Raw genomic sequence first — 13968 nt, forward strand, 5'->3', positions numbered from 1 at the left:
GGTGACGGATATCGGCTGCTTGGGCCCCGCTCCCAGCTTTCGGCCCCTCCTGGCCGGGAGGTAGCGTCAGGGGACAGCGAACCGTCCACAGGGCGGAAATGACGAGATGGGGAAGACGTTCACCACATGCCGGACCGACGCCGCCGCACCGCCTTCCGCCACCCGCTGCCCGAGCGGACCTCACTGCTGATGCGGGAACGCCAGTCCCCCACGGGCTCTTCCTCTTCCTCTTCCTCTCCCTCCTCTTCCTCTTCCGGTGCGGAGGGGCCCTCCGGCCGGGCCGACGAGAACCCGTTCGCCGCGCCGCCCGAGAACCGGCCCGACCAGCCCTGGCAGCCCCGCCGCCCCTCGAACACCGGAAACGGGAACGGCAACGGCCAGGGCGACGGTGACGGGTCCTCCGAGGGCGGCTCCTCCGACGACCGGCCGGCCTGGGGCGGCCAGTGGAGCAGCCGGCAGCCCGGCCGCCAGAGCGGCGGCTTCGGCGGCCGACCCGGGGGCCAGAGCGGGCCGAACGGCCAGGGCGGGCCCGAGGGCAGCCCCGGCGGGCTGCGCTGGGACCCGACCGACCCCGCCCAGCGCCGCGCGCGCTACGCGCTGCTGTCCGGCATGTGGGCCTTCTTCTTCGCGCTCTTCGACTTCCCGGAGATCGCCCTGCTGCTCGGCGCGCTCGCCGTGTACTGGGCGATCAGCTCGCTCCGGGCGAAGCCGAAGAGGGCGTCCGCCGCCGCGGCCGACGGCTCCGGCCAGGCGTCGGGCCCGGCTGGGGCAGCCGGTTCCGCCCAAACAACCGGTGCCGCCGCTTCCGGCCGGGCTCCGGCGCCCGGTGCACCCGTCGCCCCGGGCGGCGGCAGGCAGCAGACCACGGCCGCGATCAGCGGCCTGGTGACGGCGCTGCTCGCGCTCTCGATCGTCGCGACGACATTTACCGTGCAGTTGGTCTACCGCGACTACTACACCTGCGTGAACGACGCCCTCACCAAGACCGGCCAGCTGGCCTGCAACGACCAGCTGCCGAAGCCGCTGGAGCCCTTCTTCGGCGTCAAGAACTAGGGTCTGTCCGACCCTGGTCCGCCGGACAGACCCCAGGGCCCTCCGTCCGCTGCGGACCTCCTGAGCGTTCACGTGTTTCCGGACGGCCCGGCCTCCTCGGGCCGGGCCGTCCGCTCGTGCCAGGGGTCGGTCGGCAGGAAGTCGTACGGTGCAAAATCCTCGCCCTCGTCCGGAACGGCCATCCGGGCGACGGGCGCCACCGACGCCTCCCCGGTCGCGGGAGAAGCCTCGACGGGGGTGCGCCCGGGGGAGCCGACGGACAGGGGCACGGACTCGTCTCCCGGCGCCGGTCCGGCCGCCTCGTCGCCGTCCCGGCGCGCGAACCGCCGCCACCACCTCCGGCTATTGCCACCCGGCTCCCGCGACGCCGCCCCGGATTCCGGCGCCGGCTCGGGGTTCTCGGCCTTCTCCGGCTCGGCGGCCTTCCCCGGCGCCGCGACGCCGGATGCCCCGGCACCGTGCGCCGCCTCCGCCTCCGCCGGTTCCGCCGGCACCCGGCCCATCCGCCACCACCCGCCCGCGCCGCGCTCCCGCAGCCGCCAGGCCCGGAACAGCAGCGCGCCGGGGACGCCGAGCAGTGCCGTCCACGCCAGCGCCGCCGCACCCGTGAGCCACCACACCGGCCCGAACTCCGCCAGCGCACGGGTGCCGAGCGGCCCCCCGGCGGCCGCCGCCAGCACCGCCGTACCGGCCCCGCACCCCACCGCCGCCAGGGCGGTCGCCAGCGCGGTCTCCCGCGGGCTCCAGGCCTCCTCCCGGGCGACATGCGGGGGCGCGGCCCGCCGTACCGTGAACCAGGCGATCGTCGCCGCCGCCGCGACCGGCACCGCGGCGGCCGACCAGTTCAGGACCGTTCCCGGGCCCTCGGCGGGCACCGCGGCGAGCAACGGGAAGCGGGGCAGCGCGGGGCGTCCCGAGAAGGCCAGCGGGGTGACCGTGGACGCCGTACCGAGGGCGAAACCCGGCCCGAGTCCGTACGCCGCGCCCCATACCGCCGCGTTCGGCACCAGCACCAGCGCGAGCAGGAACACCGAGGCCCGGCCCGCCCAGTCGCCCGAGAGCTGGACGAACGACTGCTGGGCGGGCTGCGCGTGCCACACCAGCGCCACCGCGACGAGCAGCGCCCCGCCGCCGAGCAGCACCGACACCCCGGCCGCCGCCGACCGGCACACCGTCCCCGCGTACTCCCTGAACCGGCTGCGCGCCAGCGCCTCGTGCAGGCTCACCGGCGCCCAGGACGGCGGCGGCCCGACCGGGCGCCCGGCCGCCGTCCAGACCCCGGCCGCCGCGCCCGTCACCACGACGGCCGAAGGGAAGAGCAGCGACGACGGGTCCACGGACAGCGATCCACCCCGCACGTAGTACGCGACAGCCGCCCCGACCAGCAGATATCCACCGACGACCATGACGAACGCGCCCACCGCCGAAGGGACCGGACGCCCCTCGTCCGGCACCAGGACGTCCCGCGCCGCACGGTGCACCAGCCACACCGGCCCCACCGCGAGCAGCAGCGGAACGAGGCCCACCGGGGCGGGGACCCCGCTGAGCGTGTCGGCTCTGATCAGCTCGGCGCCGTGGGCGAGCAGCCAGAGCCCGGCCGCCGCATGGAGCGCACCGCCGGGGCTGCTGTCGGAAGCGGGGGAGCTGATCCACAGCACCATAACGAGGACGGCGATCGAGCCCAGTCCCAGCCCGGCCGCAACCGCTCCGCGCAGAAGGGCGAAGGCCAGCACGGCCGACCGGCCCTGCTCTGCCGACAACGACGGGCTGCTCTCGGTCACTTGGGTCACCTGGCCATGCTCCCAACGACACGCGCTTATTCCGCGTAACAGGCGAACGGCCGCTGTGTCGCTCAATATGCATTTATGTACTTTTTTACCCAGTGCAGCCCCGCGGGGGGTCGTTCATGACGCAGGGCTCGACCGATACGGCCTCTGCCCATCCGCTCCCCTCCCCCAAGGAGCGACGCAGACTGCGTGAGGCGAAGTCACTGAGTGAAGAGCAGGTCGCGACTGCGGTGGGCGTCACCCGCGCCACGGTCCGCTCCTGGGAGACCGGCCGCACCACGCCCCGGGGGCGAAAGCGCGCGGCATACGCCAGGCTGATCCATGGTGGCCGGCCGAGCCCGCAGGCAACGCCACCGGGCGCCCGGACCAAACCGGCCGCTCCGAACACCCGGCCGAAGGCCGCCGTCAAACGTGCGGCCCGCCCGGCGACGCCCACGACGGTCGCGCGGCTTTCCAAACCGGTGACGTCCACGAAACCGCCGTCGCGTCCGCCGACCCCCGTCGAAGCCACCGGGAGCACCGCAATGGCCCCGACCGAGCCCGGCACCACCCCCGATCCGCCCGACGCGTCCGCCACCCACGCCGTACCGGAAACCCCGGCGGCGGCCGGGGCCGAGACCGCCGGGCTCTCCCCCGCCGAAGCATTCGATGCCCTGTACGAGCACTCCGCCGCCGCTCTCTTCCGGCAGACGTTTCTGCTGACCGGGCGCCGGAACCTCTCCCGGGAGTCGGTCGCGCGGGCCTTCGCACTGGCCTGGGAGCGCTGGCCCGAGGTCGCGGTGGACCGCGAACCGGTGGGCTGGGTACGGGCCGCCGCGTACGAGTACGCCATGTCCCCCTGGCACCGGCTGCGCCGCGCCCACCGCCGGCTCGACCCGCCGCCGGCCGAACCCGGTCCGCGCGCCCTGCTCGACGCGCTGCTCGAACTGCCGCCGTCGTACCGCCGCACCCTGCTGCTCTACGACGGCGTCGGCCTGGATCTGCCGGAGACGGCGGCGGAGACGGAGGCGAGCACCCCGGCGGCGGCAGGCCGGCTGATGAACGCCCGCGCCGCGGTCGCCGAGCGGCTGCCCGAGCTGGCGGAGCCCTCGTCGCCCACCGAGCAGTCGGCGCTCCTGCACGAGCGGCTCGGCGCACTCGCCCTGGCCCAGCCCGCCGACCCGCTCCCGCCACCCGTCGTGATCCGCACGGACAGCGAGCGCAAGGCCCAGCTGTGGACCCGGGCGGCCATCTCCTTCACGGTGCTGATCATCGGCCTGACGCTGCTCACGCTGGCGACGGGCCCGACGCGGTACGAGACCCCGGAGTCACCCGCCCAGCGGGTCGGCGGGGTGCCGCCGCGAGGCGGTGCGCAGAAGTTGACGCCGCAGGACCTGAAGCTCCAGAAGGAGCTCCACGGCGAGCTCGTACAGGGTCCGGCACGGCTGATCCCCGAGGCCGGCTGAACGAAGAGATCCGTAGCTCCGTTCCGCGCGGACGGAGCTACGGCGGCGGACGGAGATACGGCGATACGGAAACGGCGCGGGTCCGTACCCCTGATCGGGTACGGACCCGCGCCGTCTGTGCGGTGACGCGATACTGCTGTGCTGCTCCGACGCGGTGTAGCGATCAGGCGCCGAGGATCTCGCGAGCCAGCTTGGCGGTCTCGGTCGGCGTCTTGCCGACCTTGACACCGGCGGCCTCAAGGGCCACCTTCTTCGCCTCGGCGGTGCCGGAGGAGCCGGAGACGATGGCGCCGGCGTGGCCCATGGTCTTGCCCTCGGGGGCGGTGAAGCCCGCGACGTAACCGACGACCGGCTTGGTGACGTTGGCCTTGATGAAGTCGGCCGCACGCTCCTCGGCGTCGCCGCCGATCTCGCCGATCATCACGATCAGGTCGGTCTCGGGGTCGGCCTCGAACGCCGCGAGGGCGTCGATGTGCGTCGTGCCGATGACCGGGTCGCCACCGATGCCGACGGCGGACGAGAAGCCGATGTCACGGAGCTCGTACATCATCTGGTAGGTCAGCGTGCCGGACTTGGACACGAGGCCGATGCGGCCGGGCTTGGTGATGTCGCCCGGGATGATGCCGGCGTTGGACTGGCCGGGGGTGATCAGGCCGGGGCAGTTCGGGCCGATGATCCGGGTCTTGTTGCCCTTCGAGCCGGCGTACGCCCAGAAGGCGGCCGAGTCGTGGACGGCGATGCCCTCGGTGATGACGACCGCGAGCGGGATCTCGGCGTCGATCGCCTCGACGACGGCGGCCTTCGCGAAGGCCGGCGGCACGAAGAGGACGGACACGTCCGCGCCGGTCTTCTCCATCGCCTCGGCGACGGAGCCGAAGACGGGTACCTCGGTGCCGTCGAAGTCGACGGAGGTGCCGGCCTTGCGCGGGTTCACACCGCCGACGATGTTGGTGCCGTCACCGAGCATGAGCTTGGTGTGCTTCATGCCGGTGGCGCCGGTCATCCCCTGGACGATGACCTTGCTGTCCTTGGTGAGGAAGATTGCCATGGTGTTGGAGTCCCTTAGTCCCTTGTCGTGTCGGAGACGCGCAACGTCACAGCGCAGCCGCGGCGAGCTCGGCGGCCTTGTCGGCCGCGCCGTCCATGGTGTCCACGCGCTGGACCAGCGGGTGGTTGGCGTCGGAAAGGATCTTGCGACCCAGCTCCGCGTTGTTGCCGTCGAGTCGCACGACCAGCGGCTTGGTGACTTCCTCGCCCTTGGACTTGAGCAGCGCGAGCGCCTGGACGATGCCGTTGGCGACCTCGTCGCACGCGGTGATGCCACCGAAGACGTTGACGAAGACGGACTTGACGTCCGGGTCGCCGAGGATGATCTCCAGGCCGTTCGCCATGACCTCGGCGGAGGCGCCACCACCGATGTCGAGGAAGTTGGCGGGCTTCACGTTGCCGTGGTTCTCACCGGCGTACGCGACAACGTCCAGCGTCGACATGACCAGACCGGCACCGTTACCGATGATGCCGACCTCGCCGTCGAGCTTGACGTAGTTGAGGTTCTTGGCCTTGGCGGCGGCCTCGAGCGGGTTGGCTGCGGCCTTGTCCTCAAGGGCCTCGTGCTCGGGCTGACGGAAGTCGGCGTTCTCGTCGAGAGACACCTTGCCGTCCAGCGCGAGGATGTCGCCGGAGGCGACCTTGGCGAGCGGGTTCACCTCGACGAGGAGCGCGTCCTCGGCGACGAAGGTGTCCCACAGCGTCACCAGGACCTCGGCGACCTTCTCGGCGACCTCGGCCGGGAACTTCGCCTGGGCGACGATCTCGCGGGCCTTCTCGATGTCGACGCCGTCGACGGCGTTGACCGGGACCTTCGCGAGGGCCTCGGGGGTCTTCTCCGCGACCTCCTCGATGTCCATGCCGCCCTGCACCGAGGCCATGGCCAGGAAGGTGCGGTTGGTGCGGTCGAGGAGGTACGAGACGTAGTACTCCTCAAGAATCTCCGGCGCGGTCTCGGCGATCATCACCTTGTGGACCGTGTGGCCCTTGATGTCCATGCCGAGGATGTCGGTCGCGCGGGCGACCGCCTCGTCGGGGGTGGAAGCCAGCTTGACGCCGCCGGCCTTGCCGCGGCCGCCGACCTTCACCTGCGCCTTGACGACCGACTTGCCGCCCAGCCGCTCGGTCGCCTCGCGGGCTGCCTCAGGCGTGTCGATGACTTCACCGGCCAGCACCGGTACACCGTGCTTGGCGAAGAGGTCCCTCGCCTGGTACTCGAACAGGTCCACGCGCGTCCGTCCCTTAATCAATGGTCTCGCGGTTCGTTTTCTGCGTGGGCGTGCCGCGAGGGGCAACGTGACTGCATCTGTCACCAGGAAGGCGCACACGGTGACCCGGGGTACGCGGCATGTCCATCTCGCAGGTTATCCCCGAGCTCCGCAGGACCCTAAATCACAGATCACACCTGAGCGGTGATTACGGTCACAGATCACGCTGGTGGCCGGGTCGCGGTGGACAGAACGACGGGCGTGTCACCTGTGGGTCTCCTTGTCCGGCACGGGTAGCGGCCGCTTCTCGACGGCCGCGGCCATCACCTCCGGGAACAGGTCCGGGGTGCACGCGAAGGCCGGTGCGCCGAGGGCCCCGAGCGCCGCCGCGTGGTCGCGGTCGTAGGCGGGCGCGCCCTCGTCGGACAGCGCGAGCAGCGTCACGAACTGCACGCCGGAAGCCTTCATCGCAGCGACCCGCTTCAGCATCTCGTTGCGTATTCCGCCCTCGTAGAGGTCGCTGATGAGCACGACCACGGTGTCGGCGGGACGGGTGATTTTCGACTGGCAGTAGGCGAGCGCGCGGTTGATGTCGGTGCCGCCGCCGAGCTGGGTGCCGAAGAGTACGTCCACGGGGTCGTCGAGCTGGTCGGTGAGGTCTACCACCGCTGTGTCGAAGACGACGAGCCTGGTCCGCAGAGCGCGCATGGACGCGAGTACCGCGCCGAAGACGGAGGCGTAGACGACGGAGGCGGCCATCGACCCCGACTGGTCGATGCAGAGGATCACGTCCTTCTTCACGGACCGGGCGGCCCGCCCGTAGCCGATGAGCCGCTCGGGGACGACGGTGCCGTACTCGGGGAGGTAGTTCTTGAGGTTGGCCCGGATGGTGCGGTCCCAGTCGATGTCGCTGTGACGCGGCCGGTCGATCTTCGCCGAGCGGTCCAGCGCGCCGGTGAGTGTGGCCCTGGTGCGGGTGGCGAGCCGCTTCTCCAGGTCCTCGACGACCTTGCGCACGACCGCTCTCGCGGTCTCCTTCGTCGTCTCGGGCATGGCCTTGTTGAGCGAGAGGAGCGTGCCCACGAGATGTACGTCCGCCTCGACGGCCTCCAGCATCTCCGGTTCGAGGAGCAGTGCGGCGAGGCCGAGCCGGTCGATCGCGTCACGCTGCATGACCTGGACGACGGAACTGGGGAAGTACGTGCGGATGTCGCCGAGCCAGCGGGCCACGGAGGGGGCGGAGGCCCCGAGTCCGGCCGAGCGGCTGTTCCTGCCCCGGCCGCCGGGATTGGCGCCGTCGCCGTACAGCGCGGTCAGTGCGGCGTCCATCGCGGCGTCGCGCCCGGTGAGGGTGCGGCCGGTGCTCTCGGCGCTGTCCCCGCCCAGGACCAGCCGCCACCGCCGCAGCCGCTCGTCGTCCGCCGGGCCGGGCTGCGGGCCGGTGTGTGCCTGCGGGCCGGTGTGCACCCGCGGCGGTGTGGTGCCGGCCGTGTCCGTGTCCGTGGTCATCCCGTTGCCCCCAGCGGTTCCTTGGCGTTCTCGGCTCTCCCGGCCTGCCCGGACGGGGCGTCATCGGCCGGGACCGAGTCGTTGTGCAGTCCGAGCAGAAGGCGCAGCACCGGCTCGACCGCGTCCGCCCGCGCCTCGTCCAGGCCCGGGGCGAATCCGGGTGCCGTCGGCCCGGAGCCCGTGCCCGGACCGGTGGCTGCCGGTCCCCCGGCGGCCGGGCCGCGCCTCACGAGCTCGCCCAGGGTGCGCCGTACGCCCGCTTCGTACGCCGAGAACGTGCGTCGCAGCAGTGGCAGCACATCGGCGAAGAGGTCGGCGGGCACCCCGGTGAGCCAGGCGTCGACCAGGCCGAGCAGCCGCTCGTCGTGGACGAGCAGCATGCCGCCGCCGGCGGCCCCGCCGACAAAGCCCTCGATCCACGCCGCGGCGTCGGCCGGGGGTGTGCCGGGCGAGAGGGCCAGGCCCATCAGCCGTGCCGCGTCGTCCTCCGCGAGCCGTCCTTCGTCGAGCAGCAGGCGGGTCGCGCGGCCCCGGATGACCCCCGCGACCGTGTCCCGGGCGGCGAGCTTGTGCAGTACGGCGGTCCAGCGCGCACGCAGTCCGTCCGCGTCCATCCCGGCGTTCGCCGGTGCGGCGCCGGTGAGCAGCCCGATCGCGGTGTGGATCCCGTCCACCCGGCCGCGCAGTTCGGCGGCGCCGTCGGCGTCGAGCCCGGTGCAGGCGGGTGGCAGTCCGACGCAGATCCGCTCGGCGAGTCCGGCCGCTACCTCACCGAGTGCCGCGGTGTCCGTGGACCGCACGTCGCCGTAGCGCAGGGTGCGGGCCAGCGCGGGCAGTGCGTCGGCAAGATGGCCGACATCGGTGTCGAGCGCGGCGCGGTCGGCGAGGGCCCGCATCACGACGGGGAGCGCGTCGGGCAGCTCGGCCAGGAGGCACTGCTCGGCGAGTGCCGTGACCTCGGCGAGTGCGGTCGCCGAAGCCGCCTGGGTCTCGGCCTTGGCGGTCGCCGCGGAGAGCACGGTGGTGCCCCAGGTCCCGGCCTCCGCGACCTGTACGTACAGCTCGGGTTCCCAGCGCAGCCGCCAGCTCTCCCGGAAGGTGCCGGTGCTCGCCCGGCCGGCGGCCGGCTCGCCCCAGCCGACGGCGAGGACGCGCAGCCGGTGGAGCAGTCTGCTGCGGGCCGCGTCGTTGTCCTTGCGCAGGTCGAGCTCCAGCTCCCGCTCCTGTGCCTCCGGTTTGAGCCGGAGGGTGCGCTGCTGACGGGTGAGGTCGCGTTGCAGGGGTACGGCGGGGGCGGTGTCCGGCACCTGGCCGAGGGTCTCGCCGACGATCAGCCGTTCCTGGACGAGCGCGAGCGGCACATCGGAGCCTTCGCACATCACGGCGCGGATCGCGTCGGTCGTCTCGCTCAGTCCGGCGAGCGGGCGACCGCGCATGGCGGCCAGGGTCCCGGCGAGCCGGACGGCCTCGATGACATGGGCGGACGATACGAACCGGTCCTCGTCGCGCATGAGTCCGGCGACCTTGGTCATCCACCGCTCGATCGGGCGGTCCGGGGCGTCGAAGAGGTGTCCGTACCAACCGGGCGAGTCGATGCCCGCCCCGTATCCGCTGTGCCGGGCGAGCCGCCGGTGCGACCAGGGCACCCAGGTCAGCTCGGCCTTGACCTTGGGCAGCCCTTTGAGCAGGGCCCGGTCGGCGGCGAGGGTGGTCCTCGTGCCGAGCGCGGGCACGTGCCAGGCGCCACAGACGACCGCGATGTCGTCGCCGAACTCCTTCCCGGCCTTGCGCAGTTGGATGCGCATATGGGCCTCACGGACGGCGTCGCGGGGGTGGCCGCCGTCCCCGTACACCTCGCGCAGGGCGGTCATCGCCTCGGCGAGCGCGGCGAACGGTGCGCGCGGGTCGACGGCCTCGCCGTCCCGGGTGCGGTGTTCGACGACGTCCTCCCACCAGCGCTCCGGGTCGTCGTAGCCCGCCGTGTCGGCGAGCACACCGATGGGGTCGATCGGGGCTTGCGCGGCCGAGCCGCCCGCATCGGGCGTGCCCTCCGCGTCCGCTCCGCTCTCCGCGCCCTCCCCGTCCGCTTCGCGTTCCGCGGCCTGCGTCATGGCCAGGGAGTTCGCCGCGGGCAGATCGATGAACCGGACCGGAACGCCGTGCTCAAGGGCCCAGCGGATCGCGACCCACTCGGGCGAGAACGCGGCCAGCGGCCAGAACGCCGCCTGCCCCGGGTCGTCGACGGCATGGGCGAGCAGCGCGACCGGCGGCCGCATCCTCTCGTCGGCCGCCAGCGGCAGCAGCGCGTCGGCCTCCGGGGGCCCTTCGACGAGCACCGCCTGCGGGCGGGCGGCGTCCAGCGCCGCGCGGACGGCCCGGGCCGAGCCCGGTCCGTGGTGCCGCACCCCCAGCAGCAGCGGTCCCGCAGGACGCTCGGCCCGGGTCATACGGATACCTCACGGCAGGCGCGGTAGAAGTCCTTCCACCCGTCCCGCTCCCGGACCACCGTCTCCAGATACTCCTGCCAGACCACCCGGTCGGCCGCGGGGTCACGGACGACCGCGCCGAGGATGCCCGCCGCCACATCACCGGGGCGCAGCACCCCGTCGCCGAAGTGCGCGGCCAGGGCCAGGCCGTTGGTGACGACGGAGATCGCCTCGGCCGTCGACAGCGTCCCCGAGGGGGACTTGAGCCTGGTGCGGCCGTCGGTGGTGACTCCGTCGCGCAATTCGCGGAAGACCGTGACGACGCGCCGGATCTCGGCCATGCCGTCCGGTGCGGCCGGGAGGTCGAGCGAGCGCCCGATCTGGTCGACGCGCCGGGACACGATGTCGACCTCGGCATCGGGGGTGGCCGGCAGCGGGAGCACGACGGTGTTGAACCGGCGGCGCAGGGCGCTGGACAGCTCGTTGACCCCGCGGTCGCGGTCGTTGGCGGTGGCGATGACATTGAATCCGCGGACCGCCTGGACCTCCTGTCCCAGTTCGGGGACGGGGAGCGTCTTCTCCGACAGGATCGTGATGAGCGAGTCCTGCACATCGGCGGGGATACGGGTGAGCTCCTCGATCCGCGCGGTCATGCCGTCGGACATGGCGCGCATGAGCGGGCTGGGCACCAGGGCGTCGCGGCTGGGCCCGTGCGCGAGCAGCTGCGCGTAGTTCCATCCATAGCGGACGGCCTCTTCGGGAGTGCCCGCCGTGCCCTGGACGAGCAGCGTCGAGTCGCCGCTGACGGCGGCCGCGAGGTGCTCCGAGACCCAGGTCTTGGCGGTGCCCGGAACGCCGAGGAGCAGCAGGGCCCGGTCGGTGGCGAGCGTGGTCACGGCGACCTCGACGAGGCGGCGCGGGCCCACGTACTTCGGTGTGATCACGGTGCCGTCCGGCAGTGCGCCACCGAGCAGGTAGGTGGCGACGGCCCACGGGGAAAGCTTCCAACGGGCGGGCCGTGGGCGGTCGTCGGCCGCGGCGAGGGCCTTCAGCTCATGGGCGAAGGCCTCCTCGGCATGCGGCCGGAGAGCCTGTACGCCGACGGCGGCAGTGGTTTCGGACACGGTCATGGATCCCCCTCCGGATCGGTCGACCCGATGTGGTTCCCACCGTGCACCATGGCACTGACAATCGGCCCCGATTGCAGGTCAGGGCCGATTCCCCGGCTGAGGAAGGGGAGTTCAGCCGGCTATTGGCGAGACGGCCACGCAGCCACCCGCGGCGAGCGCGCCCTCGTCCTTCGCCTCCTTGATGACCTTGCCCTTGTACGTGATCGAGCAGGAGACTTCGGCCCCGCCCTCGTCGACAGCGATCGGCATGACCGCGGGGGGCATGATCCCACGCAGCGTGACGGTCTTGCGCCAGGGCAGGGTGGGCGACTCGACCGTCTGGATATCCGGTTCCATGGCCCTGCCCCCGCCGCCGTGGAACTGGATCTCGTCGACGCCCGTGCCGGTGACCTCGTAGGTGACCTCGTACGTCTCGTCCATGGCCTTGTCCACCTGGTCGACGGTCGCGGAGCAGGCGGCCAGGCCCGTGCCGAGGCCGAGAACGAGGGCCGCACAGACGGCGGTTCGGACGGCACGCAGGCTACGGATGTTGCGGGTGGTGCGAACGGTGTGGCTCATGGGTTGGTCCCCCCGGATCCATGGGTCGTCTCATCGCAGAGAATCGCAAAGGCCAAGTAAAGTCAAGATACGTGCGTGACGACGAATCAGCAGGTCAGAGTGATTGTCAGTGGCGCGCTCTACCGTCGTTCCCATGCTGCTATCTCACGGGGGAGAACCCTTGCGCACCGCCGGTCCGGTGGCGCGCTGGACGGTGGAGCAGGTACTGGCCCTCGCTCCTGACGATGCGTCACGCAAGGCGGGGAGCAAGCTCGGTTCGGCCGGTCCGTGGTCGGGCGGTGGATCCGACGGTTCGGGTGCGGTGTGGGGGCTGTGCAAGGGGAGCGGAAGCAAGCCGTACCGGACGGTGGTCGACCTCACCGGCCCCGCGTACAAGTGCAGTTGCCCCAGCCGGAAGTTCCCGTGCAAGCACGCGCTGGGTCTGCTGCTGGTCTGGGCGTCGGGCGAATCGGCCCTGCCCGCGGGCGAGGTGCCGGACTGGGCCGGCGAGTGGCTGACGGGCCGCCGCGAGCGGTCGGCCGGGAAGGCGGAGAAGCGCGCAGGGGCGGACGGCGCCCCGGCCACGGGCCCGGCCGACCCGGAGGCCGCCCGGCGACGGGCCGAGCGCCGTGCCGAGCGGATCACCGGCGGCGCGCAGGAGCTGGAGGAGCGGCTGGCCGATCTGCTGCGCGGGGGGCTCGCGGCGGCCGATCAGCCGGGGTACGGGCTCTGGGAGGAGACGGCGGCCCGCATGGTCGACGCCCAGGCGCCCGGACTGGCGGCCCGGGTGCGTGAGTTGGGCGCCATTGCGGCATCCGGTCCCGGCTGGCCGGCGCGGTTGCTGGAGGAGTGCGCGCTGCTGCATCTGCTGGACAGCGCGTGGCTGGGGATGGACCGGCTGCCGGAGCCGCTGGCAGCCACGGTCCGCACCCGGGTGGGGCTGACGGCCCCCGCCGAGGGCCCACCGGTCCGCGACCGCTGGCTGGTCCTCGCCCAGTACGACACCCCGGACGGCAAGATCGTCGCGCGTCGCATCTGGCTGTACGGGAGGGAAACGGGCCGCACGGCACTGCTGCTCTCCTTCGGAGCGGCCGGGCGCTCCCCCGACCCGGCACTGCCGGTCGGCGTCACGATCGACGCCGAGATCACGCCCTATCCGGGCGCCGGGCGGCTACGGGCGGAGCTGGGACCGCAGTTCGGTGCACCGTCGCCGACCGGCACGCCGCCACCGGGCGACACGGTGGCGGCCGCGACAGGCGCGTACGGCCACGCCCTGCGGGAGGACCCCTGGCTGGACGCCTGGCCGGTGACGCTGCGCGACGTCATACCCGTGCCGTCCGGGGACGGCTGGCAGCTGGTGGACGCGGCGGGCGATGCGGCCCTGCCCGTCGCCCCGGTGGCGCTGTCCCGGCCCGGACTGTGGAAGCTCGTCGCGCTCTCCGGCGGCTCCCCGGTCACGGTATTCGGCGAGTGCGGCCACCGCGGCTTCGACCCGTTCGCGGCCTGGTCCGCCGGGGTCGGCGACGACTCCGGGGCCGGTGCCGGGGCCGATGCCGGGATCGGCTGGGCCGACGCCACGTCCGGGACCGTGCCGCTCATCTGACGCTGGATTCGAAGGGGGACCCATGTCTGGCACCATCACACCCGCGCCATGGGAAGAGCTCGTCACCACGGCGCTTCTCGGCACCGACCGTCGCCCGGCGGGGGGAGACGGCGGGCCTGCCGCACTGCTGGACGCGGCGGCGCTCCACACCGTGCGGCGCAGGGCCGGTCTTCTGCCCGCCTCCCCCGCCGCCCGGCCCGAGCCGGCGCCCGCCGCCCCGCGG

General features: G+C 72.9%; 10 protein-coding genes and 1 pseudogene. 4 read left to right on the plus strand and 7 right to left on the minus strand.

Going from position 1 to position 13968, the window contains the following annotated elements:
- The first annotated feature begins 126 nt into the window (after window positions 1–126).
- Window positions 127–1053, plus strand: a complete 927-nt coding sequence (locus ABZY11_RS02385; RefSeq protein ID WP_356477311.1) for a hypothetical protein — start codon at window positions 127–129, stop codon at window positions 1051–1053.
- A gap of 68 nt (window positions 1054–1121) precedes the next feature.
- Here the strand turns inward: ABZY11_RS02385 and ABZY11_RS02390 are convergent, their stop codons facing one another.
- The gene (locus tag ABZY11_RS02390) at window positions 1122–2834 is read right to left on the minus strand and encodes a DUF6350 family protein (protein WP_356477312.1); all 1713 of its coding nucleotides are present in this window, start codon (window positions 2832–2834) and stop codon (window positions 1122–1124) included.
- A 125-nt stretch (window positions 2835–2959) separates the two neighbouring features.
- Between ABZY11_RS02390 and ABZY11_RS02395 the strand changes: the two genes are divergently transcribed.
- Window positions 2960–4285: a helix-turn-helix domain-containing protein gene (locus tag ABZY11_RS02395; protein WP_356477313.1), complete on the plus strand. Its 1326-nt coding sequence runs from the start codon at window positions 2960–2962 to the stop codon at window positions 4283–4285.
- Window positions 4286–4448: 163 nt separating this feature from the next.
- On the opposite strand, the gene sucD is transcribed toward ABZY11_RS02395, so the two are convergent.
- From sucD to ABZY11_RS02425, 6 genes are all read right to left on the minus strand, one after another.
- Entirely contained in the window at window positions 4449–5333 is an 885-nt protein-coding gene (sucD, locus tag ABZY11_RS02400) for a succinate--CoA ligase subunit alpha (protein ID WP_356477314.1), read from the minus strand.
- A 46-nt stretch (window positions 5334–5379) separates the two neighbouring features.
- Window positions 5380–6561 (minus strand): ADP-forming succinate--CoA ligase subunit beta, encoded by a 1182-nt coding sequence (gene sucC / locus ABZY11_RS02405; protein ID WP_356477315.1) that lies wholly within the window; start codon window positions 6559–6561, stop codon window positions 5380–5382.
- A 243-nt stretch (window positions 6562–6804) separates the two neighbouring features.
- Window positions 6805–8049: a VWA domain-containing protein gene (locus tag ABZY11_RS02410; protein WP_356477316.1), complete on the minus strand. Its 1245-nt coding sequence runs from the start codon at window positions 8047–8049 to the stop codon at window positions 6805–6807.
- On the minus strand, window positions 8046–10496 hold the full coding sequence (locus ABZY11_RS02415; protein ID WP_356477317.1) for a DUF5682 family protein: 2451 nt from the start codon (window positions 10494–10496) through the stop codon (window positions 8046–8048). The genes ABZY11_RS02410 and ABZY11_RS02415 overlap by 4 nt, the downstream gene beginning before the upstream one ends.
- A complete protein-coding gene (locus ABZY11_RS02420) occupies window positions 10493–11605 on the minus strand; it encodes an AAA family ATPase (protein ID WP_356477318.1) in 1113 nt (370 codons plus the stop codon). The genes ABZY11_RS02415 and ABZY11_RS02420 overlap by 4 nt, the downstream gene beginning before the upstream one ends.
- Window positions 11606–11716: 111 nt before the next feature.
- Window positions 11717–12163, minus strand: a complete 447-nt coding sequence (locus ABZY11_RS02425; protein ID WP_356477319.1) for an MmpS family transport accessory protein — start codon at window positions 12161–12163, stop codon at window positions 11717–11719.
- A gap of 133 nt (window positions 12164–12296) precedes the next feature.
- Here ABZY11_RS02425 and ABZY11_RS02430 point away from each other — a divergent pair, with 133 nt between their 5' ends.
- Together ABZY11_RS02430 and ABZY11_RS02435 are read left to right on the plus strand one after the other, a co-directional pair.
- On the plus strand, window positions 12297–13745 hold the full coding sequence (locus ABZY11_RS02430; protein ID WP_356477320.1) for an SWIM zinc finger family protein: 1449 nt from the start codon (window positions 12297–12299) through the stop codon (window positions 13743–13745).
- 22 nt (window positions 13746–13767) lie between these two features.
- Window positions 13768–13968: pseudogene (locus ABZY11_RS02435) on the plus strand (hypothetical protein); the annotation flags it as partial.

The sequence above is a fragment of the Streptomyces sp. NPDC006510 genome, from assembly GCF_040611955.1.
Lineage (GTDB): Bacteria > Actinomycetota > Actinomycetes > Streptomycetales > Streptomycetaceae > Streptomyces.